This window comes from Herbidospora sp. RD11066, from assembly GCF_054661255.1.
Window position 1 is genome coordinate 405,727 of record NZ_BAAGDO010000005.1, and the last position, 23,138, is coordinate 428,864.

Consider the following 23,138-nt stretch of genomic DNA (forward strand, 5'->3'; position numbering starts at 1 on the left):
GTTCAGATTTGCGCTCAGGCTAGGGGCGGGCCGGTTCCAGGTCAACAATCTCCCGTACGGTCATCGAGAAGGCAACCAGGATGATCCCCGCCGCGATCGGCAGCAGATCCAAATTGATCACCGGAAGCAGGCTCGCCACCAGCACGGACGCCGGAATCCAGTAGGGAACCAGGCGCTGGACCGCGAGGTGGGCCATGACGGCGACCAGGGCGAGGTAGAACAGCGGCGGCCCGAACTGGTAGACGACCGGTTCCACCCCCGGAACGCTCTGGACCTCGTCGAAGTGGACGTTCATCGCGGCCCGGTCGGCCGAGATGAACCCCACGACGAGATCGATGGCGAACTGCGCCGCTGACGCGGCCAGCCCGAGCAGGCCCACCAAGGTGAGGGCGGGGAAGGTCAGCCGGTTCAGCCTCACGAGGACGACGGCGTAGAGGCCGAGGGCGATCAGGTAGGCCAGGTGACCCGACGTCCAGCCGAGGCCGGGCCCGCTGTCGCTGAGGAGCCGGATCGCTCCGTAGGCGAAGGTGAGAAGAGGCGCGCCGATGAAGGCGATGCGCGGATTCATGGGTTCAGCGTGTTCTCCGGATGTGCCGCCCGAATCGCCCGGAAAGCGGAACCTGCACCTCCTCCCCGCGTCGGAGGCCCCCGAGACAGGGATGGGGGATGACCCCGAGGGATCAGGGGATCGCCGCCAGATCGAGGATCATCCGCCGGCCTCCCTTCTCGTACGCCAGCACCGTCATGCGGTGGTCGAGCACCGGGTTGTCGTCGGAGGCGAGGTCGAAGCTCCGGCCCGTGACCAGGTCGTACAGCAGGAACCGGTTCGAGCTCCAGATGTACGGCATCAGGAACCGGTCGAGGGCGGGCAGGCCATCCCTGAAGTGCACGTCCTTCATGTGACGGACCGAGGTGCCGTCGCGCCGTCCGACCCGGTCGGGCGTGGCGCACCACGTCACCGAGCACTTGGCGGGGGCGTCCCAGCCCCGGGCGGTGCGGCGTTCGCCGGTGCGGACGTTGAGGATCTCGCGATATCCGGTGATCGGGTCGCCGACCCACGGCCACTGGAGCAGGTGCAGGCCCTCGGCGCCGCCGATCGGTCGCGGTCTTCCGCCTTCGAGCGGGACCTCGTAGGCGCCGCCGGTCTCGTCCCGGGTCCAGACGACCTTGCCGCCGGCGATCGCGAAGTCGAGCGGCGAACCGGGGACCTCGGTCAGCACGCGCTGCCGCCCGCCGGTGACGGGCGCGGTGAAGAAGGTGGTGACGAACTCTCCCCGCTCCTTGCGGCCCGTCCACCAGGCGATCTTGCCTGCACCGACCGCGACACTCCAGGAGCTGATCACGGTGCCCTTGGGCGCCGTCAATCCGACCAGCAGGGTCGCTCCGCCGGTGGGGAGGTCGAGGGACCACAGGCCGTCGGCGTGGTCGGCGTGGCCGTCGCGGGTGGTGCGGATCAGGGCGTGGCTCCGGTCGATCATCGCCACGACGTCGTAGGGGCGGCCGTCCGGCAGCAGCAGCGGAGCCGAGTGGACCGCCCGCGGATGGGCCTTCTCGATGGAGGGGATCGGCTCCGGCCGGTCGATCGGCTCGCGGCCGGCCGAGGTGACGACCGCGCCCGTGCCCGCGATCGCGCCCGTCGCCAGGATCGCGGCCAGCGCCCGCCACCAGCGCCGGGAGCGGCGGGCCCGGACCCGCGCCATCAGGTCGGGCGGGGCGGCCGGGGCGCGCTCGGCCAGGAGCCGGAGACCGGATTCCAGGTCTCGTTCGAACAGGTCTCGTTCGACGTCGTCGCGCATCAGAGCCTCCGGAGCCCGCGGGCGGTCAGTCGCTCGCGCAGCCGCGCCAGCGCGCGGAACGCCTGGCTGCGCACGGTGCCGCGGGTGACGCCGAGGGTCGCGGAGATCTCCTCGTCGGTCAGGCCCACGTAGTAGCGCAGCACGATCACCGCGCGCTGGCGGCGGGGGAGCAGGGCCAGCGCGTCGCTGAGGTCGGAGGTCTCGTCGTAGACCGGGTCGGCGAGGCGTTCCGGCGGGTCGGCGGTCGGGCGTTCCCGGCTGCGCAGCCGCCACTCGCGGATGTGGAGGCGCGTCATGGTGGTCCGCACGTAGCGTTCGGGGTCGTCTTTGCGCTGGACGCGGTGCCAGGAGGCGCGTAACCGGGCCAGCGCCTCCTGGACGAGGTCGGCGGCGTCGTGCGGGTCGCCCGACAGGACGTAGCCGAAGCGCAGCAACGCGTCGGCGCGCCCGTCGACGAACTTCTCGAACTGATCGTCATCCCGCATGTCCCCTAGAGCATGCCGGGGGCGGACCTGTTGCACATCGGGGTCCGGCCCTGGTGGGGATCCGGCGTCAAAGCCGTAATCTCAAGGGGTGAGTAACGACTTCCGCGAATGGATCGCCGCTCTGGTCGCCCCCAGGGAGGGCTCCTCCGGGCCCCGGCCCGAGGAGCTGCGCGCCTCCGACGCCGATCGTGAGCGGGTCATCGCCGTGCTCACCGACGCCGCCGCCGACGGACGGCTGTCCCACCTCGAACACGAGGAGCGCGTCGAGGCCGCCTACCGCGCCCGGACCCTCGGCGAGCTGATCGGGCTCACCCGCGACCTGCTGCCGCCCGACCAGCAGCCGATCGCCCTGCACACCAGGCCGGTCGCGGCCGTGTTCCGCAACGAGTCGCGGGGCGGGCGGTGGGTCGTGCCGTCGACGGTGCCGGTCAGCTCGATCGGCGGCAAGGTCGACCTCGACCTGCGCGACGCGCTGCTCCAGTCGCGCCGGATCGTCGTGCAGCTCGCCGTGGTGGCCGGGACGGTCAACATGACCGTGCCCGAGGGCGTCCGCATCGTCATCGCCCCCGGCGCCAAGATCGGCCAGTTCAGGGACAACACGCGACCACCCGCCGACCCCGACTGCCCGGTCATCGAACTGGCCGGATACGTCTGGGCCGGGCGAGTGATCGCCAAGTCGCCCAAGCCGCCCAAGAAGGGCTGGCGGCGCTAGAGGGCGGTGTCTCAGAGCGCGGTGTCGAAGTTGATGGCGCTGTAGGCGCCCAGCTTCCAGAGCTGGTGTTCGCTCTCGATGCGCCGGATGGTGCCCGAGCGGCCGCGCATGACCAGGGAGTGGGTGTGCGCCACGCCGCCCCGGGTGTGGCGGCCGCCCTGGTAGCGGACACCGTTCATGAGCTCGCCGTCGGTCACGCCGGTCGCGGCGAAGAAGACGTCGTCGGAGCTGACCAGGTCGTTGGTGGTGAGCACCCGGTCGAGGTCGAGGCCGGCGTCGAGAGCGCGGCGGCGTTCGGCGTCGTCCTGGGGCCACAGCTTGCCCTGGATGGTGCCGCCCAGGCACTTCATCGCGCAGGCCGCGACGGTGCCCTCGGGGGTGCCGCCGATGCCCAGCATGAGGTCGACGCCGGTGCCCGGCTGGGCCGCCATGATCGCGCCGGCGACGTCGCCGTCGGTGATGAACTTGATCCGGGCGCCGGTCTCCCGGATCTCCTGGACGATCTTCTCGTGGCGGGTGCGGTCGAGGATGACCACGGTCACGTCGGAGGCCTTGCCGCCCTTCGCCTTGGCCACCGCCGCCACGTTGTGGGCCACCGGCGCCTCGATGTCGACCACGCCGGCCGCCTCGGCGCCCGTGACGAGCTTCTCCATGTAGAAGACGGCGCTGGAGTCGTACATCGACCCCCGGGGGCTCACCGCGATCACCGAGATGGCGTTGTTCATGCCGAGCGCGCACAGGCGGGTGCCGTCGATCGGGTCGACCGCGACGTCGCACTGCGGGCCGGTGCCGTCGCCGACCTCCTCGCCGTTGAACAGCATCGGGGCCTTGTCCTTCTCGCCCTCGCCGATCACCACCACGCCGTTCATCGACACCGTGTTGATCAACTGGCGCATGGCACTGACGGCGGCGCCGTCGGCGCCGTTCTTGTCGCCCCGGCCCACCCACCGGGCGCTGGCCATCGCCGCCGCCTCGGTCACCCGGACCAGCTCAAGGGCCAGGTTGCGGTCGGGGGCGCGGTGCTCGGTCGCAAGAGGTGGGGGCACAGACTGGTCTGAGTTCATGACACAGCCTTACCCGGTATCGCCGGTTGATTCTGCGTGAGTCGTGCCACACCGCCCGGTCGCATCGATAATCTCGCCTGCATGAGCGGCGACAGTACGAAGGAGACCGTCCGGGGCACCTCGGAACGTGGCGCGGCGACCCGGGTGGCCCTCCTCGACGCCGCCCGCGACGTCTTCATCATCCAGGGGTTCGCCGAGGCGGGGGTCACCGAGGTGGTCCAGCGGGCCGGGGCCAGCGTCGGCAGCCTCTACCACCACTTCTCCGGCAAGGCCGACCTCTACCGGGCGCTGTTCGAGGAGTTCCAGGACCGGCAGGGCCAGCGCACCAAGACGGCCGTCCAGGAGGCCCGCTCCCAGGGGGAGACCGAGCCGATGAAGCTGTTCCTGGCCGGGGCGCGGGCCTACCTCGACGGATGCGTCCAGGAACGCGACCTGGCGGCGCTGTTCCTGCGCGGCGACGGGCCGCCCGGGTTCGAGGTCGTCATCCGCGAACGGCTGCGCACCTGGGCCCGCCGGAACGCCTCACTCTTCGAGCACGAAGACGCGCTGGTGGTCGTGATCACGGGGGCGCTGGCGGCGGTCGTCCAGGAACTGACCCTGTCGGCCGACCTCGACGCGGCCCGGCTGATGGCCGATCAGGCCCTCGACATCATCGGCCGGATCAGGAACCCCTGACCTGAGCCGGTAGTCTCGTTGACCGTGCGCAAGTTCACCCAGGGTCTCTACGGCTATGTCTTCGCGCTGCTCGTCTGCTTCGCCGGCGTGGGGCTGTTCCTGCTGATCACGCCGCAGAGCCGGACCGAGCACATCCCGCGCGTCGAGTTCTCCTACGACGCCAACAACGCCGCCCGCGCGGCCGAGTTCCCCATCGAGGTGCCCGAGCCGGTGCAGCCCAACTGGGTGCCGACCAGCTCCAACCTCACCACCACCAAGGGCGTGGTGACCTGGCGGCTCGGCTTCGCGACCGGCGAGCGCATGCACGCCATGCTGGCCCAGAGCAACGAACAGCCCCTGGCGGGCTTCGCCAACCGCATGACCAACACCGAGACCGCCCTCGGCACCGAAGTGATCAACGGCACGACCTGGGAGAAGCGCTTCCGGGAGGACAAGAACCAGAGATCTCTCGTACGAGTCCTCGACGGCCACACCGTCGTCGTCACCGGCTCGGCCGACTGGCCGGAGCTCAGCGCCCTCGCGGCCAGCCTGGTCGAGCGGAACGTCTGAAAAGCCTTTTCTTCCGTTACGGCTCCGCCTGGCCGGCACCGCCCCGCCGTCTCCGGCGCGCGGCCGTGGCCGGCGCCGACCGGCCGCGCCCGCTCCGGCCGCGACGTCTCAGAAGGGCGCCTCGTCAGAGGCCGGCTCCGGGCGGCGCTCCGCCATCGCGGCGGCCAGTTTGACCCTCGCGCCTTGGAGCCAGTTCTCGCAGATCGCGGCCAGTTTCTCGCCGCGTTCCCACAGTTCGATCGACTGTTCCAGGGTCAGGCCGCCCGCTTCCAGGCGGCGCACCACCTCGGTCAGCTCCTCGCGCGCCTTCTCGTAGGACGGCGTCTTCTCGTCAGCCACGCTGCCCACCCTAAAGCTCGGTGACCTCGACCCCGACCCGTTCGTCGGGGAACCGCATGGTGAGGGGCTCACCGGTCTTGAGCTCGGCGGCCCGTCTGACCACCTCGCCCGAGGGTTTCTGCACGATCGCGTAGCCGCGCTCCAGCGTGGCCGCAGGGGACAGCGCCACGAGCCGGGCCCGCAGGTGCTCCAGGCCGTCGGAACTGCGGTGCAGTGAGTGGTCGAGCACTCTGCGGGCGCGGTCGCGCAGGCCCTCGACCTGCTCGGCGCGCCGTTCGATCTCCCGTACGGGATCCGCCAGCGACGGCCGCGACCGCACCGAGTTCACCCAGGCGAGCTCCCGGTCCAGCCACCCCCCGACGACCCGCCGCCCCCGGTCCCTGAGCTGGTGGACCAGCGCGAGCTGCTCGCCCACATCCGGCACCACCTTCTTGGCGGCGTCGGTCGGGGTGGACGCCCGGAGGTCCGCCACCAGGTCGAGCAGCGGCGAGTCCTGCTCGTGGCCGATCGCGCTCACCACCGGCGTGCGGCACGCCGCGACCGCCCGGACCAGCGACTCGTCGGAGAACGGCAGCAGGTCCTCCAGAGACCCGCCGCCGCGCGCCACGATGATCACGTCGACCTCGCGGTCGGCGTCGAGCCGGTGCAGCGCGTCGGTCACCTCGGCGACCGCCAGCCCACCCTGCACCGCGACCTGCTCGACCTTGAACCGCACCGCGGGCCAGCGCCTGCGGGCGTTCTCCAGCACGTCGCGTTCGGCCGCCGAGTCGCGCCCGCAGATCAGCCCGACCGTTCCCGGCAGGAACGGCAACCGGCGCTTGCGGTCGTTGTTGAACACGCCCTCGGCCGCCAGCACCTGCCGCAGCCGCTCCAGCCGGGCCAGCAGCTCACCGACCCCGACGGGCCGGATCTCCAGGGCGGTGAACGCGAACGATCCCCGGTTGACCCAGAAGTCGGCCTTGACGTGCACCACCACCCGCGCGCCGTCGACCGGGCGCGGGAGGCTCGACTCGTAGACGTTCCTGGCGCACGTCACCCGGGCCGACACGTTGGCCACCGGATCGCGCAGCGTCATGAACACCGTGCCGCCCCGGGCGGTCAGCTCGGTGATCTGGCCTTCAACCCAGACCGTGCCGAGCTTCCCGATCCACTGGGCGACCATCTGCAGCACCGACCTGACGGGCAGGGGTGCTTCGGGGGAGGTCTTCGCGCTCACCCGCTCAGCTTTCCAGCTTGGCCAGCCGGTTCTCGAACATTCTGATGACTTCGGCGCGTGCCGTGCTCGCCTTCTCGTAGTCGATCCAGCTCTGGATCTCCTCCTTGGACCGCCCGCGCATCCGCGCCCGGAGGGAGGCGAACGTCAGATCGGCGTAACCGGGGATGGGCTCCGGAGGCAGCACCTTGGCGGGAGCCTCCTCGACGTGACCTGCGGGAATCTCCGGAACGGCCTCGTCGGCGACAGGGGTCCCGGGGGTCTTCTTGGCGGGCTTGGGCGTGGGAGGAATCTTCGACGGGACGGCGGGCTCGGCGGCCAGCACAGGCTCGGAAACGGGCGCGGCCTCGGAGACGTGCGCGGGTTCGGCCGCCGGTTCCGGCTTGGCGGTGGGCGTGTGGCCGGCGGCCAGAGCGGGGTCGGAGGAGGGCTCGGTGGTCTTCTCACCCTGCGGTTCGGCGGACTTCTCGGCCTCCGCGACGCTGGGGGCGGGCTCTGCCTCCTGCTCGGCCTTGGCGCTTTCGGCGGCCTCGGGGGTGGCGGTCGGGTCGGTGGCGGGGTGGGTCGCGGTCGCGGCGACCTCGTCCTCGGTGGACTCGGTGGACTCGGTGGACTCGGTGGACTCGGTGGACTCGGTGGCCTTGGCGGACGGGGTGGCCTGGGGCTCGGCGGCAGCGCCCGAGTCCGACGAGGCGCTGTCGTCGGCGGCGGGCTGCGCGGGGGCGGCTTCGACGGGGTCGGTGGCCTTGGGCGCGGTGACTTCGGGGGCCTCGGCCTTCGGGGTGGTCGGCTCGGTGGTCACCGGGTCGGCCTTGGGGGTTTCCTCGGTGGTGGTGTCCTCGGGGGAGTCGGCCTTCGGGTTCGAGGCGACCAGGCGGTCGCCCTTCGGGCCGGAGGCTCCGGGCTGGAAGATGACCGGTTCGGGCTTGTCGGCCGCCGCAGGGCGCGGGGCGAAGATGACCGGCTCGCGGCGGGGGCGGTCTTCGCCCTCGACGACGATGTCTGAGACGGATTTCACACCCGGCCGGGACGAATCTTCGGCCGTCTCGCCGGTGGAGGCGCCGCCGCCCCGCTTCAGGGTGGTGCGGACGCGGTCGCCCAGAAGGAGCGCCTGACCCACACCGCTGAGCGCACCTTGGAGCGCCAGCATGGGGAGGTCTTTCACCTTCTGTGCTATTTCGTCTCGGTTGTTATACGCCTCGCGAATGGGTCTGGTGATCGTTCGCAAGAGGGACATGGGCAGCTCCCAGGAGATATTCCGTTGATGTCGCAGTCTGGCAAGACTGTCGTGGGCGGAGGTCAAGCCACTGCAGACCATCCACGTAGCATGAGACCATGACGTCACAGACCCCCGCGACCATTACAGATCGCCGTCGTGTCCTGGTGGCGAAGCCGCGCGGTTATTGCGCCGGCGTCGACCGGGCCGTGGAGGCGGTGGAGCGGGCACTGGCGCAGTACGGCGCGCCGATCTACGTGCGCAAGCAGATCGTCCACAACACGTTCGTCGTCAAGACCCTCGAAGAGCAGGGCGCCATCTTCGTCGACCAGACCGAAGAGGTTCCCGAGGGCGCCATCGTCGTCTTCTCGGCCCACGGCGTCTCGCCTGCGGTCCACCAGGAAGCGGCGCAGCGCAACCTCAAGACCGTCGACGCCACCTGCCCCCTCGTCACCAAGGTCCACAACGAGGCCAAACGCTTCGCCGCGCAGGACTACGACATCCTCCTGATCGGCCACGAGGGCCACGAAGAGGTCGAGGGCACCGCCGGTGAGGCCCCCGACCACGTTCGCCTGGTCGACGGCCTCGAAGGCGTCGACAAGGTCGAGGTGCGCGACCCGTCGAAGGTCGTGTGGCTCTCCCAGACCACCCTGTCGGTCGACGAGACCACCGAGACGGTCACCCGTCTCAAGAACCGCTTCCCCGGCCTGATCGACCCGCCGAGCGACGACATCTGCTACGCGACGTCCAACCGCCAGACGGCGGTCAAGGAGATCGCCGCCCAGGCCCAGCTCGTGATCGTGGTGGGGTCGGAGAACTCGTCCAACTCCAAGCGCCTCGTCGAGGTCGCCCTCGACTACGGCGCCGACGCCTCCTATCTGGTCGACGACGCCTCGTTCATGGATCCGGCCTGGCTCGACGGCGTCACCACCGTGGGTGTGACGAGCGGCGCGTCGGTGCCCGAGATCCTGGTCAAGGGCGTGCTGGCCAAGCTCGCCGAGGCCGGGTTCGGCGACGTCGAGGAGATCGAGTCGGTCAAGGAGAGCATGCGCTTCGCCCTGCCCCACGAACTCCGCAAGGACCTCCGCCCGAAGGCCTGACCCTCGCGAACATGAAGCCCACCTGCCCGACGGGGCGGGTGGGCTTTCTGCCTGAGGGGGACCGTTCGTCGTGGCGTCGAACGGTTGGCGGGAGCCGTACAGAAAAAGGGCTTTTAAGCGGTGCCGGTCAGGTCTGGGGGCGGTCTTCCTTCGCGGTGCCGTAGACCTTGGGTTCGAAGTAGCCCTCGGGTTCGGCGTCGAACTCCTTGCTCTTGCGCGGCTCGGGGACCCGGCTGCGCATGTCCTCCCGTGTCGCCTTCACGCTCTGCGGCAGGCCGCGGTACCAGGCCAGGCCCAGGGCCAGGGCGCTTCCGGCGAACAGCCAGGGCGCCGCCGCCGACAGTGTCGTGAACATGCCCAGGCCCAGTGACTGCAGGGCCGAGCCCGAGGCGCCCAGGGCGCTCAGGACCTCCACGACGAAGGCCGCCACGAAGAAGACCAGGGGCGGGGCGACGACCAGCGTCAGCAGGTCGCGGGGGTTCACCAGCCAGATCGCCGCGAGCACCCCCACGACGAAGAACGGCCCGGCAAGGATGAACTGGCCGAGCAGGCAGACGAGGAACAGCAGCGTGATGGCGCCGCGCGCGGTCACCTTCATCTCTCCGGCCCCCCTCCTTGGTGGCTCAAACTACCGTCATATCCGGGGTCGTCCCCGATGAGTTCGGGCATCGACAACGGGCGTGGCGACTCCTCCACCGGCTGTGGAGCGGGCAGCGGCGTGTCGGCCAGACCGAGGTCGGACATCTTCCGGGCACTCACCAGGACACGGCTCTCGAGAGAGCCGACCGTCCTGTTGTACGCCGTCACGGCCCGCGTCAATGATCTTCCCAGGATGTCGACCTGTCGTCCGAGAATGCCGAGCCGGTCGTACAACTCCTTGCCGAGGTCGAACACGGCCTTGGCGTTGTCGCTGAGCGCGGCCTGCTGCCAGGCGTAGCTCGCGGTGCGCAACATGGTGATCAGCGTGGTGGGGGTGGCGATGTGGACGCGCCGGTTCATCGCGTATTCGAGCAGCGCCGGGTCGCGCTCCAGTGCGGGCGCCAGGAACGCCTCGCCGGGGATGAACAGCACCATGAACTCGGGCGCGGGGCTGAACGCCTGCCAGTAGGTCTTGGCCGCCAGCCGGTCGACGTGGTCGCGCAGGTGTCGCGCGTGGGCGTCGAGCCGGGCGCCGATCAGGTCGGGGTCGCCGGCCTCGGAGGCCTCCAGGTAGGCCGCCAGCGACACTTTCGAGTCGACGATGATGTTCTTGCCGCCGCTCAGCCGCACGACCATGTCGGGCCGCACCGGGCCGTCGGCGGTCATCGCGGTGACCTGTTCGTCGAAGTCGCAGAAGCGGGCCATGCCGGCGATCTCGGCGACCCGCCGCAGCTGGAGCTCACCCCACCGGCCCCGGGCCTCGGGGCGTCGCAGCGCCCGGACCAGCGCGCTCGTCTGGCTCTTGAGCTGCTCGGAGCTGTGCCGGACGAACTCCATCTGCTGCGTGAGCTCGGCGCGGGCCACCCGGGCGCCGGTCTCGCTCTCGCGGAGCTGGTCTTCGACCTTGGCCAGCGTTTCGCGCAGCGGGCCGACGAGGTTCTCCACGGCCTCGCGCCGCAGGTCGAGGTCGCCTGCCGCCTCGGCGCGGGTGGTGTTCAGGCGGTTCTCGGCGAGTTCGAGGAACCGCAGGTTGTTGACGTCGAGGGCGCGGGCCGACAGGGCCTGGAAGCGTTCGGCGAGTTGCTCCTCGACGTACACCACCTTGTCTTCGGCCGCCCGGGCGCGCGCCTCGGCGTCGGCGAGCCGGACGGCGGCCTCGGCGTTCGCGCCCGCCGCACGGGCGCGCCCGATGACGAACCCGATGGCGAGCCCGGCCGCCAGGCCCACCAGCAATTGGAGAGCGAGAGCCAGGACATCCACGTCCTGGATGATCCCAGGCTTTTCCCTGCGGGAGAGGGAGGCTCGCCTGCCGCATACCCCGCCACGACCCAGAGTTTGCCTGGGAGCGGGTTTGACGAGCGGTGTGACGGATTCCAATAGACTCGAATTCCGTGAGCCTGAGCATCGGGATCGTCGGCCTCCCCAACGTCGGCAAGAGCACCCTCTTCAACGCGCTGACCAAGAGCGCCAACGCCCTCGCGGCCAACTATCCGTTCGCCACGATCGAGCCCAACGTGGGCATCGTGGGCGTCCCCGACAACCGGCTCGCGAAGCTCGCGAAGATCTACGACTCGGCCAAGATCCTCCCAGCCAAGGTCGAGTTCGTCGACATCGCCGGCCTGGTCAAGGGCGCCTCCGAGGGCCAGGGCCGGGGCAACCAGTTCCTCGCCAACATCCGCGAGACCGACGCGATCTGCCAGGTCATCCGGGTCTTCAACGACCCCGACGTGACCCACGTCGACGGCGGCGTCGAGCCCGGCCGCGACATCGAGACGATCAACACCGAGCTGATCCTCGCCGACATGCAGACCATCGAGAAGGCGATCCCACGCCTCCAGAAGGAGTCGCGCACCAACAAGGACCGCAAGGCCACCCTGGAGGCCGCCGAGGCCGCCATGAAGATCCTCGACCAGGGCACCACGCTCTACGCGGCCGGCGTCGACCTGACCGACCTGCGCGAGCTCCACCTACTGACGGCCAAGCCGTTCCTCTACGTCTTCAACCTCGACGCCGACGAACTCGTCGACGACGACCTGCGCGCCCGCCTGTCGGCCATCGTGGCCCCGGCGGAGGCGGTCTTCCTCGACGCGAAGATCGAGTCGGAGCTCGTCGAGCTGTCCGACGAAGAGGCGCTGGAGCTGCTCCAGTCGGTCGGCCAGGCCGAGTCGGGCCTCGCCCAGCTCGCCAGGGTCGGCTTCGAGACCCTCGGCCTGCAGACCTACCTGACGGCCGGCCCGAAGGAGACCCGGGCCTGGACGATCAAGAAGGGCGCCACCGCACCCGAGGCGGCCGGAGTCATCCACACCGACTTCCAGCGCGGTTTCATCAAGGCCGAGGTCATCTCGTTCGACGACCTGATGGAGGTCGGCTCGGTCGCCGCTGCGCGTTCGGTCGGCAAGGCCCGCATCGAGGGCAAGGAATACGTCATGCGCGACGGCGACGTGGTGGAATTCCGGTTCAACGTCTGAATCATCCGGTTGAGGTTCCGCTCATCGGCGCGGGTTTCTTCGTGGGGGAAATTCCGTTTTCTCCGTTACGCCTTCGGAGTGGCAGACCGCAATCCGGAGCAGAAGTCACCGCTGCTTCAGCCAGTCGGCGAAGGTCTGGGTGCCGCGTGGCCCCGGGCCGGTCGGCAGCAGACGCCCGGCGCTCATCCCGCCGGGAAGGTAGACGGGCAGCACCGGCCGCCTTCTCGCGCCGCCCGCCGCGATGAGACGGCGGGCCAGGTCGGGGAACGTCTCCTCCTGCGGCCCGGCCAGCTCGGGGGCCATCTGCTGTGGTGATCCGAGAGCGAGGTCGGCGAGGTGCTCGCCGACCTCCCACGCGGCGACCGGACGCCCCCGCCCCGACGGGACCACGGCGACCGGACCGGGAATGGTGCTCAGGAACTGACCCACGAACTCGTGGAACTGGGTCGCCCGCAGGATGGTCCACGGCACCGCCCCCGCCCTGACGATCTCCTCCTGGCGCAGCTTGCCCGCGTAGTAGCCGAGCTTCACCCGGTCGACCCCGACGATCGACAGCGTCACCAGGTGACGCACTCCGGCCCGCCGCGCCGCCTCGGTGAGGTTGCGGCCCGTGCGGTCGAAGAAGCCGACCGCCGCCGACTTACTGGTCGCGGTGACGTTGGCGACGTCGACGACCACCTCGGCCCCGGTCAGGGCCGCGTCCAGCCCCGCACCTGTGGCCAGGTCGACGCCCTGCCCGCGCGCCAGGACCACGGGGTCGTGGCCCCGGTTCCGCAGAGCGTCCACGACGTGGCGTCCGACCGCGCCGGTGCCACCGGCTACCGCGATTCTCATGACGTCTCCTCATCTCCCGGTTCGAGAGGGAGACAGGGCGGCGGGGGATTTCGTGACATGGGCTCCCCGTGATGAGGATCACATCGGCCCGTGTCACGGACGGCCGTGGTCGGGAGGTCCCTCTGTGCGTGAAATCCTCCAGGAAATGGCTGCGTGCCGGGCTGCTCGTGCTGGCCACGCTCCAGATGGTCGTCTCGGTCTGGCAGTACGTCTCGCCCCGGTCGTTCTACGACGACTTCCCGACGGTGAGCCTCGATCCGCCCTACAACGAGCATCTGCTCTCCGACGTCGGCGGGCTCGGCCTGGCGCTGACCGCCATGCTGTTCTTCGCGGCGCGGGTGATGGAGCGCGGGGTCGTCCTGTCGGCGCTCACCGGCTATCTCATGTACGCGGCCACGCACTTCCTCTTCCACGTCCGGCACTTCGGCCACTTCTCGCTACGCGACGCCGTCGGCGTGGGGACCGGGCTCGGCATCGAGGTGGTCCTCGCCCTCATCCTCCTGTACGCCGCCTGGCGCCTCCTGCCCGGACCGCGACGAACAGGGTGAACAGGGCGGCAGCCGTCCATACGGTGACCTGGCCGATCTCCCTGACCACCTCGTTGCGTCCCGGCGGCAGCACCACCATCTGCAAAGCCGCGCCGACCGGCAGGGTGAGCTTCGCCAGCAGGCCGACGATGCCCGTCAGGTGGGCGCAGGCGCCCACGACCCCCAGTGGCGCCCCGAAGACCACGGAGGCGAGGTACCAGACGAACGACTCGGCGTAGATCCACTCGGACAGCGGCGCGCCGCTGCGGACGGTGTCGACGAGTGCGTAGGCCACGGTGGCGGCGAGCAGGGCGACCGGCCCCACGACGGCGCCCCGGACCACGGCGGCGCGGGCCTGCGGCCATGAGCGGCGCGTGGTGTCGCGGGTCAGAAGCCAGCCGGCGGCGATGGCGAGGCCCGCCCAGGCCCAGCCCGAGTCGAGCGCGACGGCCACGATCTCGGGGAGCGACCAGCCGCTGGTGGTGAACTCCGCGCTCTCCAGGTCGGCGAACTCGCCCGACAGGGCGTTGGCCAGGGATGTCGCCGTGCCGAACCCCGCCCCGAGCGTGAGGGCGACCACTAAGATGATCACAGGCATGGTCGGGTTCTACTACAAGTGCGGGACGCCGGACTGAGTGTCAGAGCCGTTTGGTTACCTCCTGATGGCTCGCGGGTTACATTTTGCTGTGGTGGCCTGCGAAAACGTCGTTATGTAGTCATCCATGCCGGTACGGACACTCTCGGTGTCATGCACACTCGGTTTGGCCGGTTAGGGCGATGCCCGCAGCATGGGCGTGGCTTTCCTGGAACAATTGGCGGGGCCGCTAAGGTGATTACTTCAACATGGATAACCGGATCGAGAGTAAGACGACACCGCGCCAGCCGGGGGGATCGGCGCGAGCGGAGGCGTGATGGCTCGCAGGTCAACCGTCCAGCAGGATCCTCGGATCGCTGGCGACCCAGAGTCATACCCTCCTACGGATCCGCCGTTGCCTGAACGGGAGCCGATGCGGCGCAGGGGCTGGAGTGGCGGCGGGGGCCGCTGGCTCGTCTGGACCGGCCGGGCCGTCCTTTGGGCACTCATCGTGGTGATCGTCGTCAACGGGGTACGCGCGCCGTTCGAGCGTTTCACGTCGAATCAGGGCGCGGTCGGCACACCCTCCGCACCGGCCGATTCCGGATTCCCGGTGCAACAGGGAACGGCGTTCGCGAATCAGTTCGCCGCCGTTTATCTGAATTTCGACGGAACAAATCCCGACCAGCGTGACATCCGGCTCACCGAATTCCTCGCCGAAGGGGTGGAAAAGCGATTCGGCTGGAATGGGTTCGGCCGGTTCGCGGCCGGTGCCATTCAATTCCAGTCCATCGAGGTCGCCGACGCCAACAACGCGCGGGTGACGGTCAGTTTCCAGTCGGGCGCGCGCCGCTGGCTGCTGTCGGTGCCGATCTACCAGGCCGACGGCCGGTTCGTCGTGTCCGGGCTGCCCGCGCTGCTGCCGTCCGGGGGTGCCGCCGGGCTGCCGGCCATCGCCGCCCCCGACCGCGACGCGGGTCTCGAAGACCAGCTGCGTCAGACGCTCGAAGGGTTCTTCCGGGCCTACGCCTCCGGCAACGCCGCCGAGCTGAAGCTCTACGCGGCCGACGGCGCGACGATCCCGGGTCTCGGCGGGCAGTTCACGCTGGCCCAGCTCAACACGGTGGTGGCACCGCTCGGCGGCGAGACCGGGCGCGAGATCACCGTGACGGTCACCTGGTCCATCACGGCGGGCGACGCCGCAGCGGTGCCGACGGCCGACCCGGCCGATCCCGCCGCGCAGCCCGCGCTGCTGGAGCAGGCCTACCAGCTCAGCATGGAGAAGCAGGGCGACAAGTGGCTCGTCCGGCAGGTCCAGGGCGCGAGCCGGTCCGTGGGGTAGCGCATGAACGACCACGACGTCGCTGATCCACACCCCCGGGAGGGCGAGAATTGATTCTCCAAACGATTGTCGAGACCGTGACCGCACTGGCCCCGTCCCCCGCACCGGGGACGGGCACGGGGCTCAACACCGAAGGACTGGCCGAGTTCCTGCGGCGGTTCTTCGCGCCGCTGTTCCTGGTGATCGTGTCGGTCGTGGCGCTGTTCTTCCTCTTCACCAGAGAGATCACGCGGTTCGTCCAGTTCATCATCCTGGCGATCGCGATCGGTGTGATCTTCTATGTGCCGAACATCATCGAGGTGACGGCGAAGGCCATCGCGGGGGCACTCGGCATCCAGTGACCTTTGGCACGTTGCGGAGAGGAGGATTCGGGTGGACCTGCCTACATACACCAATATCTGGCGAATTGAGAAGCGGCTTTACAAGCTCTACGACCTGCGGCTGCCCATGCCGCTGCCCATCGTCTGGATCGGTGTCTTCGTCGGCGTCTCCGCCTTCTGGTGGGTCCTCCTCCAAATGGTCGGTCTGCCCTTCGACGCGCCCTGGCACGTGATCTATCTGGTTCCTCCCGGAATCGTGACGTGGCTGTCGACGCGTCCGGTCATCGAGAACAAGCGGCTGACCGAGCTCATGCAGTCGCAGGCCCGCTACCTCTCCGAGCCCAAGACCTGGTGCCGCCTCGCGCCCTCGGGCGAGCCCGACGTGATCGACTTCCAGGCCAAGGTCTGGCGGGCGAGCACCGTCACCGCCCGCGTCAAGAAGCCCAAGCTCGCCCCCGAACCCCAGCGCGCCACGGTCCGCCCCGCGGTGGCCGCCGCCGCTGCCGCCGCCACGCCGCTGGTCGAAGAGATCCCCGTACGGGTGAAGCCCCCGCAGACCGCCACGGCCACCGCCCAGGCGTCCCAGGAACCCGCGCGCCGCCTGATCGGCCACCCGGACGACAAGCAGACCACCTTCCCCGGCGACGCCCCCGACCCGCGCCGCCGCCCGGCGTCGTTCGGCCAGCCGCCCCGGCTGGTCCGCCCGGTGGCCGACCCCGCCGCCCCGGCGAAGGACCCGTCGCGCCCGTTCGCGGCCAACCCGCTGCGTCCCGCCTTCCTCGCCCACCCCTCGGACAAGCCGAAGGCCCGGCCGGACGCGGAAAGCCCGACTCCCGAAGAGCCCGCGCGCTCGACCATGGAGAGCAGACCGGAGCCCCGGACGCCCGAGGTTCCGGCGCGTCCGGCGGCCGAGAGCGTGACGCAGTTCCGGGGGCCGAGTGTCTCTTCGCGCGCGGCGGCGGAGGCCGCGCGCGGGCGCCGGGCCTCCGAGACGCCCGCACGTCCCGTTCCCCAGGTTCCCGCCGAGTTCGGCCGCCCGGCGCCGGAGAACGCACCGCGGCCCGAGGCTCCCGGCATCCCTGCTCACCCGGTGACGCGGACACCCGATGTGCCGGTGCGTCCGGCTGCCGAGCACAGGTCGCATGCCGAAGCCGCCGATGTGCCGTCGCGCCCTGTGCGGGAGAACGGGCAGCGGCCCGTCGAGGCCGCGCGCGCGGAGGAGCCTTCCGGGGGGCCGGTGCAGCCGGTCGAAGCCGTGGGGCAGGGCGCGGGCGAGCAGGTCGCTGCTCAGTTCGTACAGGAGGAGAACCCCGTGGAGTCGGGGCGGCCGGCTCGGCACTCCGCCGGGGTGGCCGGGGAGGCCAAATCCGAGGCTCGTGGGGGTAGGCATGCCGCTCCCGGGAAGCCCGCGGTGCCGCCCGCGCGGGTGGAGCCGGTCGCCGAGGCCGCTCCCGTCGAGGCGGTGAGTGAGGTCGCGGCCGAGCCGCAGGTGCCCGCTCCGGCTCAGGAACCGCCCGCCGCCGAGGAGGTGTCGTCGCCGCCGATACGGCCCGACGCACTGCGGAGGCTGCGGAGACTGGCGGCCTCGGCCGATTCGGCTGTCGAGCCCGAGGCTCCGGCGCCCTCGGGTGACTGGCAGAAGGAGCGGTTGCGGAAGGGGCAGCCGCCGGCGCCGTTCATTCCCACCGAGCGCGGCTCCGAGGCCACGTGGCGGCGGGTGTCGCAGGTCGTCGCGGGGTCCGACGGGGACAACGACGAAGACCGGGCCCGCACGGCCATCAACGGCAGCCGCCGCATCGTCGTGCTCGGTTGCACGGGCGGGGCGGGGCAGACGACGACCACGCTGCTGCTGGGCCACTCGCTCGCGCGGCTGCGGGAAGACGGCGTCGTCGCCGTCGACGCCAACTCCGGGGGCGACGGGCTCACCGGGCGGATCAGCCCCGAGACCACCGAGACGCTCAGTTCGTTCCTGACGGCCGTCGACAGCGTCGGCACCCGGGTGCGCGCCTACACGACCAAGACCGACTCGGGGCTCGACGTGCTCGCCGCCGACGTCGACCCGGGCGCCGAGCAGCGGATCGGCGATCGCGGATGGTTCTCCGACCAGCGCATCGCACGGGCCATGCGGCTGCTTGACCAGCAGTACCGGATCATTCTCATGGACCCGGCCGCGGCGCTCGCCGCGCGGCTGCTGTCCTACGCCGACCAGCTCGTGCTGGTCGCGCCGGCCAGCGCCGACGCACCCGACTCGGTCGCCATGACCTACGACTGGCTCGACGGCCACGGCTGCGCCGATCTGCGGCGCCGGGCCGTCGTCGTCATCAACGGTGTGTCGAGAAGGAGCATGGCCGATGTCGAACGGGCCGAGACGGTCGCGCGCGGAAGATGCAGGGCGATCGTGAGGGTCCCGTGGGAAGACGAGCTGGCCGAACCCGGACAAGTCGACCTCAATGACCTTCGCAGCGGCGGCCGCAGGGCGTACGTTGCCCTTGCCGGGGTTGTCGCGAGCGGATTGACCACGGCGAGAGGGGAGAGCTTCGTTGGCTAGGGCGTCGCGGGCGCGCAGTCGCCTGGCGGTCCGATACTTCGACGACCGCATTCTCCTCACCGACTCCGCAGCCTGGGCCTACTTCCGCCTGCCGACGGTCAGCTACGAGTTCCTCACCCCCGAAGAGCGCGAGTCGCTCGCCAACAACATCACGATCGCGCTGGCCGCGATCCGGATGAGCGACGCCGAGGTGCACCTGCGGGTGGCCCACCGCACCTACCCGGCGGCCGAGTGGGCGATGGCCCTCAACGCCACCTCCGACGAGGGTCCCGGCTGGCGCGACTACCTCGAGGAGATGTACCGGCACGTCTGGGCGAAGGACTTCTGGTCGAAGGAGGTCTACCTCGGGGTGCGCCTCGGGCCGCGCGGCGCCCAGCTCGGCGAGGGGGTGCTCGCGCAGCTCTTCGGCTTCTACCAGAAGACCGAGAAGAACCTGGGGCTCGACGACGACCACGTACCGGAGAAAGAGGTCACCCGCTGGACCGAGGCCGCCGAGCGGCTCGGCCGGGCGCTGGCCTCCGGGTCGCTGTACGCCCGCCACGCCACCAGCACCGAGATCGCCTGGCTGTTCCAGCACTCGGCGACCGGCTCGCTGGGCGACCCGCCGCCGTCGGCGTCCAAGCGGCGCAAGTGGGGGCGGGGCGAGATCGAGGCCCTGGTCGAAGGCCAGATCCACAACGGGCGGTCGCTGCTGCGGATCGAGCAGCCGGCGGGCGACTCGTATGTCGCCCATCTGTCGTTCGCCCGGTTCCCCGACCTGATGGCCTTCCCCGACGGCGAGCCGTGGATGCACTTCAGCGACCAGCTCCCGTTCCCGGTCGAGATCTCCTCCCGGATGCGGCTCATCTCTCCCGTACGCGCCTCTCGCGACGTCGCACGCAAACTGGCCCACGCACGCGACATGGACATCCACATCCGCGAGGCCGGGGCCGAGGCGCCGCTGGCGCTGGCCGAGCAGATCGACGCCGCCCGGATGCTCGAACACGGCATCACCAAGGAACGCCTGCCGTTCGTCTACGGCTGGCACCGCATGAGCGTGAGCGCGCCGACCGAGGAGATGTGCGTCCAGCGGGTCGAGGCGGTCATCGAGCACTACCGCGACATGGGCATCGACGTCGTCAACTCCACCGGCGACCAGTTCTCGCTGTTCTGCGAGGCGCTGCCGGGCGAGAAGGTCCGCGTCAACGCCTACGCCCAGCGGCAGCCCCTCCGCACGATCGCGGGTGGCATGGCGACCGCCACGGTCGACCTGGGGGATCGTTCCGACGAGGCGGGGTGGCTGGGGCCGTACATCGGCGAGACGCTCGGGCGGGCCCGCTCGATCGTCCACTTCGACCCGCTGGTGGCGGCGACCAAGAACCGGCCGACGGCCATCGCGATCACCGGCGAGCCCGGCGGCGGCAAGACCACGCTGGCGCTGCTGCTGATCTACCAGATGGCGCTGCGCGGGGTCACCATCGCGGTCATCGACCCCAAGGGCGACGCCGAGTCGATGGTGCAGCTGCTGCGGCGGCGCGGCCGCCAGGCGCGGACGATCCCGCTCGGGTCGGCCGCTCCCGGGCTGCTCGACCCGTTCTCGTTCGGCGACGACCTGGCCGCGAAGAAGACGATGGCCACCGAGACGCTGCGGCTGCTGCTGCCGCGCATGTCGGAGGAGCGCGAGTCGGCCATGGTGCAGGCCGTCGCGGCCGTCGCCAACGAACCCGACCCCTCGCTCGGGAAGGTCATCGACCATCTCGACCAGTCGGAGGACGCCGCGTCGAAGAACCTGGGCGCCGTGCTGCGGTCGATGTCCGAAATGCACCTTGCCCGGCTCTGTTTCGACGCCTCCGGCGGCGACCAGATCGACACCGAGGGATGGACCACCGTGTTCACCCTCGGCGGCCTCACGCTGCCCGATGTGGCGACGGGGCGCGACGACTACTCGTACGAGCAGCGGCTCTCCGTCGCCCTGCTCTACCTGGTCTCCCAGTTCGCCCGGAGACTGATGAACGGGCTCGACAGACGCACCCCCAAAGCGATCTTCCTCGACGAGGCGTGGGCCATCACGTCCACGCCCGAGGGCGCCAAGCTGGTGCCCGAGGTGTCCCGCATGGGACGTTCGCGTAACACCGCACTCGTGCTGGTGTCCCAGAACGCGGGTGACCTGCTGAACGAGCAGGTCACCAACTGCCTTTCCTCGGTGTTCGCCTTCCGCTCGACCGAGAGGGTCGAGGTGGAGCACGTACTGGAGCTCCTGGGAGTCGATCCGAACGAGGAACACAAGGGCGTGCTGCGCTCGCTGCGCAACGGCGAGTGCGTCTTCCGCGACCTCGACGGACGGGCGGGCCGGATCGGCGTCGACCTGATCTCCGAGGAGCTGCTGCGCTGGCTCGATACCAATCCGACGCACGCCAAGCCGGATGAGGTCGAGCAGGACAAGGTGGGTTCGGGCCGTTCGGGGGTCGTGCGGGAGGTGCGCTCGTGAAACGCAGGGTCGCCCTGCTTCTGCTGGTGTTCGTCACGTTTTTCTTGGCGTCGCCGGTCATCGTCGGGTCGTCGGTGGCCAACGCCGACGGAATCTGTGACATGTCCTCGACGCTGTCGCCGGAGGTGGTGGGCTCAGGCGTCGACGGACTCGTCAAACCCCCACCACCCGACGAAGGCGTCACTCGTGGCGGAACCGGCGTCGGGATCGGTCTCGGCGCGGAGGTCGAGGCGCCCGCCCAGGCGCTGAAGACCAACTATGAGAACTACGGCATGTCGGGCCAGTTCTTTCACACCTACGAGCTCGGCTGCTCCGACGTCGCCGCCGTCATCGGCAACGCCTGGGCCAACGCGATCTTCTCGTGGGCCAAGGCGGTCGACCGGCTCACCATCACGACCTATGAGGCGGCCGCGACCGAGGGTCCGCTGCTGCCCATCAAGAACGTCGTCGACGACATCGTGACCAACCTGGCCGACGCGATGTACTGGCCGTTCCTACGGCCGATCGTGATCATCGCGGCCATCTGGCTGGCCTGGTACGGCCTGCTGCGCAAACGCGCGACCACGACCACCGAGGCGGTCGTCTGGATGGTCCTCGCGGTCACGGTCGCGACCTGGTTCTTCAGCCGTCCCCAGGATCTGACCGGCGTCGGCAAGGTCGTCACCGACAAGACCACCGAGATCGTCAACTCGGCGTTCTCCGGCCTGCCCGGTGCCGGCGGCGCGTCCTGCCTGCCGCCACCGGCCAGTTCGCTGGGCGCCGCGGCGGGTGCCGCGACGGGAGCCAGAGGGACGACCCCGGGCGCCACGCCTCCGGTCACCGGCGGCGGTTACGGCCAGCCGGGCACGCCGGGCGTGACGCAGAACGCCGACGCGCTCTGGTCGACCCTCGTCTGCAAGCCCTGGCTGATGGGCAACTTCGGCACCGCCGACCCGGCCTCGCCGATCGTGGCGGCCTACGGCGCCAAGCTGCTTGACGTCCAGGCGCTCGACGCCGCCGAGCAGCAGGCCCAGCAGTCGGCCGGCACCGACGCCCACCAGCGTCGCTACGAAGAGGAGATCGCCAACCCGCTGCGCACCAGCCCGGCGTTCTACCTGCTCCAGGGCAAAGACTGGACCAGCCGCCTCGGCGTGGCCATCGGGGCGTTCATCGCCGCCATGGTCGCCGGATTGCTGATCTTCCTGGTGGCGGTGTCGCTGCTGGTGCTGAAGGTCGGCTTCCTCTTGTTGCTGATCATGGGGCCGATCTTCCTGTTGATCGGCGTCCATCCGGGCACCGGGCGGATCATCGCGATGCGCTGGGTGGAGATGCTCGTCGGCACGCTCTTGCGGCAGGCCGTGCTGGCATTGGTTCTCGGTGTCCTGGTGTACGGCTACGCCCTCATCATCTCGACGCCCCTCCCGTGGGGGATGCAGATCATGTTCATGGCGCTGCTCACGCTGGCGGTGTTCTTCTACCGCAGGCCGTTCCAGCATCTGTTCTCCTCGATGAGCGGTTCCACCCTGGCCACCCGCATGCTCGGCGACGCCACCACGGCGCCGACGCTGCAGCGGGCCGCCGGGGCGCTGCCGCCGGTCGCCGCGGCCCGGGTGGGCCGCTGGGGGCTGCGCAAGGCCGAGCCGCTGCTCAACGCAGCCGTCGCCGGGTCGACCGGTGGGGCGGGCGCGGCGGCGACCACGGCCGCCGGGGTCGCGCAGGGCAAGGTCCGCGGAGAGGAACGCGTGGGGGTCCGGGCGAACGGGCAACCCGCTCCGCTGGAGAACCCCGAGCAGGCCGCACGCCGCAAGACCGGTGTCCCGGCGCCCCGTACGGGCGCCGCGCCGCCGCTCAACCTGAGCCGTCCGCCCGCCACGACCCGGCCGAGCGCGCCGGCCCCCGTGGCCGCGCGATCCTCGTCGGGAGGCGGGGGCGGAGGCGGCTGGTTCAGCGGTCGCTCCGGTGGCTGGGCCTCGCGGCCCTCGGCGTCCCGGGGGAGCTCCTCCGGAGGCGGTGGCGGCATCCTCGGTGGCGGGTTCTTCGGAGGCGGCGGACGGTCGTCGGGTGGTTCGTCGTCGCGACGGTCGGCGCCGCAGCCGCGGCCCCGTCCCGAGCCGACGCGGGCGCCCCGGGCCGAAGCGCCCCGTCCGGCCGAGCGCTCCTCCCGGTCCGACGCGCCGCCGCTCTGGCTGCCGGGCCGGTCGGACAGCGGCCGGGGTGGCGGCGGTGGTGGCAATGGCGGCGGTGGAGACGGCGGTGCGCCGTTCTGGCTGCGGCCGCGTGACAAGGACTGA

Annotated in this window: 22 protein-coding genes; 11 read left to right on the forward strand and 11 right to left on the reverse strand. The window is 70.6% G+C overall.

Annotated elements, in window-relative coordinates:
* Nucleotides 1-19 precede the first annotated feature (19 nt).
* The 3 genes from ACYQ78_RS22130 to ACYQ78_RS22140 all read right to left on the reverse strand — a co-directional run bounded on the left by ACYQ78_RS22130 (nucleotide 20) and on the right by ACYQ78_RS22140 (nucleotide 2,281).
* On the reverse strand, nucleotides 20-568 hold the full coding sequence (locus tag ACYQ78_RS22130) for a hypothetical protein (protein ID WP_459802776.1): 549 nt from the start codon (nucleotides 566-568) through the stop codon (nucleotides 20-22).
* Between the two features lie 112 nt (nucleotides 569-680).
* Nucleotides 681-1,796, reverse strand: a complete 1,116-nt coding sequence (locus ACYQ78_RS22135; protein WP_459802777.1) for a hypothetical protein — start codon at nucleotides 1,794-1,796, stop codon at nucleotides 681-683.
* A complete protein-coding gene (locus ACYQ78_RS22140) occupies nucleotides 1,796-2,281 on the reverse strand; it encodes a SigE family RNA polymerase sigma factor (RefSeq protein WP_459802778.1) in 486 nt (161 codons plus the stop codon). Before ACYQ78_RS22140 ends, ACYQ78_RS22135 begins: the two co-directional genes overlap by 1 nt.
* Nucleotides 2,282-2,369: 88 nt before the next feature.
* Between ACYQ78_RS22140 and ACYQ78_RS22145 the strand changes: the two genes are divergently transcribed.
* Entirely contained in the window at nucleotides 2,370-2,993 is a 624-nt protein-coding gene (locus ACYQ78_RS22145) for a DUF1707 SHOCT-like domain-containing protein (RefSeq protein WP_459802779.1), read from the forward strand.
* An 11-nt stretch (nucleotides 2,994-3,004) separates the two neighbouring features.
* On the opposite strand, the gene glpX is transcribed toward ACYQ78_RS22145, so the two are convergent.
* Entirely contained in the window at nucleotides 3,005-4,057 is a 1,053-nt protein-coding gene (gene glpX, locus ACYQ78_RS22150; RefSeq protein WP_459802780.1) for a class II fructose-bisphosphatase, read from the reverse strand.
* An 81-nt stretch (nucleotides 4,058-4,138) separates the two neighbouring features.
* On the opposite strand from glpX, the gene ACYQ78_RS22155 reads away from it, so the two are divergent.
* Nucleotides 4,139-4,732: a TetR/AcrR family transcriptional regulator gene (locus ACYQ78_RS22155; protein WP_459802781.1), complete on the forward strand. Its 594-nt coding sequence runs from the start codon at nucleotides 4,139-4,141 to the stop codon at nucleotides 4,730-4,732.
* A 24-nt stretch (nucleotides 4,733-4,756) separates the two neighbouring features.
* Nucleotides 4,757-5,281 carry a DUF4245 domain-containing protein gene (locus tag ACYQ78_RS22160; protein ID WP_459802782.1) on the forward strand — a complete coding sequence of 175 codons (525 nt, stop codon included), beginning with the start codon at nucleotides 4,757-4,759 and terminating at the stop codon, nucleotides 5,279-5,281.
* 108 nt (nucleotides 5,282-5,389) lie between these two features.
* Here the strand turns inward: ACYQ78_RS22160 and ACYQ78_RS22165 are convergent, their stop codons facing one another.
* From ACYQ78_RS22165 to ACYQ78_RS22175, 3 genes are read right to left on the reverse strand one after another with little or no spacing between them, the layout of a single operon-like run.
* On the reverse strand, nucleotides 5,390-5,620 hold the full coding sequence (locus ACYQ78_RS22165; protein ID WP_030451886.1) for an exodeoxyribonuclease VII small subunit: 231 nt from the start codon (nucleotides 5,618-5,620) through the stop codon (nucleotides 5,390-5,392).
* Between the two features lie 10 nt (nucleotides 5,621-5,630).
* Nucleotides 5,631-6,836 (reverse strand): exodeoxyribonuclease VII large subunit, encoded by a 1,206-nt coding sequence (xseA, locus tag ACYQ78_RS22170; RefSeq protein WP_459802783.1) that lies wholly within the window; start codon nucleotides 6,834-6,836, stop codon nucleotides 5,631-5,633.
* Between the two features lie 4 nt (nucleotides 6,837-6,840).
* Nucleotides 6,841-7,983, reverse strand: coding sequence for a hypothetical protein (locus ACYQ78_RS22175; protein WP_459802784.1), 1,143 nt, complete (start codon nucleotides 7,981-7,983; stop codon nucleotides 6,841-6,843).
* Nucleotides 7,984-8,168: 185 nt separating this feature from the next.
* On the opposite strand from ACYQ78_RS22175, the gene ACYQ78_RS22180 reads away from it, so the two are divergent.
* Nucleotides 8,169-9,149, forward strand: a complete 981-nt coding sequence (locus ACYQ78_RS22180; RefSeq protein ID WP_459802785.1) for a 4-hydroxy-3-methylbut-2-enyl diphosphate reductase — start codon at nucleotides 8,169-8,171, stop codon at nucleotides 9,147-9,149.
* 127 nt (nucleotides 9,150-9,276) lie between these two features.
* On the opposite strand, the gene ACYQ78_RS22185 is transcribed toward ACYQ78_RS22180, so the two are convergent.
* A complete protein-coding gene (locus tag ACYQ78_RS22185) occupies nucleotides 9,277-9,747 on the reverse strand; it encodes a DUF6542 domain-containing protein (RefSeq protein WP_459802786.1) in 471 nt (156 codons plus the stop codon).
* On the reverse strand, nucleotides 9,744-11,048 hold the full coding sequence (locus tag ACYQ78_RS22190) for a DNA recombination protein RmuC (RefSeq protein ID WP_459802787.1): 1,305 nt from the start codon (nucleotides 11,046-11,048) through the stop codon (nucleotides 9,744-9,746). The genes ACYQ78_RS22185 and ACYQ78_RS22190 overlap by 4 nt, the downstream gene beginning before the upstream one ends.
* Before the next feature lie 131 nt (nucleotides 11,049-11,179).
* Between ACYQ78_RS22190 and ychF the strand changes: the two genes are divergently transcribed.
* Entirely contained in the window at nucleotides 11,180-12,256 is a 1,077-nt protein-coding gene (gene ychF / locus ACYQ78_RS22195; RefSeq protein ID WP_459802788.1) for a redox-regulated ATPase YchF, read from the forward strand.
* Nucleotides 12,257-12,361: 105 nt separating this feature from the next.
* On the opposite strand, the gene ACYQ78_RS22200 is transcribed toward ychF, so the two are convergent.
* Nucleotides 12,362-13,090 (reverse strand): SDR family oxidoreductase, encoded by a 729-nt coding sequence (locus ACYQ78_RS22200; protein ID WP_459802789.1) that lies wholly within the window; start codon nucleotides 13,088-13,090, stop codon nucleotides 12,362-12,364.
* A 128-nt stretch (nucleotides 13,091-13,218) separates the two neighbouring features.
* Between ACYQ78_RS22200 and ACYQ78_RS22205 the strand changes: the two genes are divergently transcribed.
* Nucleotides 13,219-13,638 carry a hypothetical protein gene (locus ACYQ78_RS22205; RefSeq protein WP_459802790.1) on the forward strand — a complete coding sequence of 140 codons (420 nt, stop codon included), beginning with the start codon at nucleotides 13,219-13,221 and terminating at the stop codon, nucleotides 13,636-13,638.
* Here the strand turns inward: ACYQ78_RS22205 and ACYQ78_RS22210 are convergent.
* Nucleotides 13,583-14,215 (reverse strand): hypothetical protein, encoded by a 633-nt coding sequence (locus ACYQ78_RS22210; protein ID WP_459802791.1) that lies wholly within the window; start codon nucleotides 14,213-14,215, stop codon nucleotides 13,583-13,585. The two genes, ACYQ78_RS22205 and ACYQ78_RS22210, sit on opposite strands and share 56 nt — an antisense overlap.
* Nucleotides 14,216-14,606: 391 nt before the next feature.
* Between ACYQ78_RS22210 and ACYQ78_RS22215 the strand changes: the two genes are divergently transcribed.
* The 5 genes from ACYQ78_RS22215 (at nucleotide 14,607) to ACYQ78_RS22235 (ending at nucleotide 23,138) form a co-directional block, all read left to right on the forward strand.
* On the forward strand, nucleotides 14,607-15,533 hold the full coding sequence (locus ACYQ78_RS22215; protein WP_459802792.1) for a conjugal transfer protein: 927 nt from the start codon (nucleotides 14,607-14,609) through the stop codon (nucleotides 15,531-15,533).
* Between the two features lie 77 nt (nucleotides 15,534-15,610).
* Nucleotides 15,611-15,874, forward strand: a complete 264-nt coding sequence (locus ACYQ78_RS22220) for a hypothetical protein (protein ID WP_232320587.1) — start codon at nucleotides 15,611-15,613, stop codon at nucleotides 15,872-15,874.
* A gap of 31 nt (nucleotides 15,875-15,905) precedes the next feature.
* Nucleotides 15,906-18,401: a TcpE family conjugal transfer membrane protein gene (locus ACYQ78_RS22225; protein ID WP_459802793.1), complete on the forward strand. Its 2,496-nt coding sequence runs from the start codon at nucleotides 15,906-15,908 to the stop codon at nucleotides 18,399-18,401.
* Complete coding sequence (locus tag ACYQ78_RS22230) at nucleotides 18,394-20,868, forward strand: ATP-binding protein (protein ID WP_459802794.1); 2,475 nt, start codon at nucleotides 18,394-18,396, stop codon at nucleotides 20,866-20,868. The genes ACYQ78_RS22225 and ACYQ78_RS22230 overlap by 8 nt, the downstream gene beginning before the upstream one ends.
* On the forward strand, nucleotides 20,865-23,138 hold the full coding sequence (locus ACYQ78_RS22235) for a type IV secretion system protein (RefSeq protein WP_459802795.1): 2,274 nt from the start codon (nucleotides 20,865-20,867) through the stop codon (nucleotides 23,136-23,138). The genes ACYQ78_RS22230 and ACYQ78_RS22235 overlap by 4 nt, the downstream gene beginning before the upstream one ends.

Excerpts from the sequence above, each read along its gene's own strand:
- ACYQ78_RS22140 (WP_459802778.1), bottom strand. The coding sequence starts at position 2,281 with ATGCGGGATGACGATCAGTTCGAGAAGTTCGTCGACGGGCGCGCCGAC.
- ACYQ78_RS22210 (WP_459802791.1), bottom strand. The coding sequence starts at position 14,215 with ATGCCTGTGATCATCTTAGTGGTCGCCCTCACGCTCGGGGCGGGGTTC.
- ACYQ78_RS22135 (WP_459802777.1), bottom strand. The coding sequence starts at position 1,796 with ATGCGCGACGACGTCGAACGAGACCTGTTCGAACGAGACCTGGAATCC.
- glpX (WP_459802780.1), bottom strand. The coding sequence starts at position 4,057 with ATGAACTCAGACCAGTCTGTGCCCCCACCTCTTGCGACCGAGCACCGC.
- ACYQ78_RS22130 (WP_459802776.1), bottom strand. The coding sequence starts at position 568 with ATGAATCCGCGCATCGCCTTCATCGGCGCGCCTCTTCTCACCTTCGCC.
- ACYQ78_RS22180 (WP_459802785.1), top strand. The coding sequence starts at position 8,169 with ATGACGTCACAGACCCCCGCGACCATTACAGATCGCCGTCGTGTCCTG.
- ACYQ78_RS22185 (WP_459802786.1), bottom strand. The coding sequence starts at position 9,747 with ATGAAGGTGACCGCGCGCGGCGCCATCACGCTGCTGTTCCTCGTCTGC.
- ACYQ78_RS22155 (WP_459802781.1), top strand. The coding sequence starts at position 4,139 with ATGAGCGGCGACAGTACGAAGGAGACCGTCCGGGGCACCTCGGAACGT.
- ACYQ78_RS22200 (WP_459802789.1), bottom strand. The coding sequence starts at position 13,090 with ATGAGAATCGCGGTAGCCGGTGGCACCGGCGCGGTCGGACGCCACGTC.
- ACYQ78_RS22175 (WP_459802784.1), bottom strand. The coding sequence starts at position 7,983 with ATGCTGGCGCTCCAAGGTGCGCTCAGCGGTGTGGGTCAGGCGCTCCTT.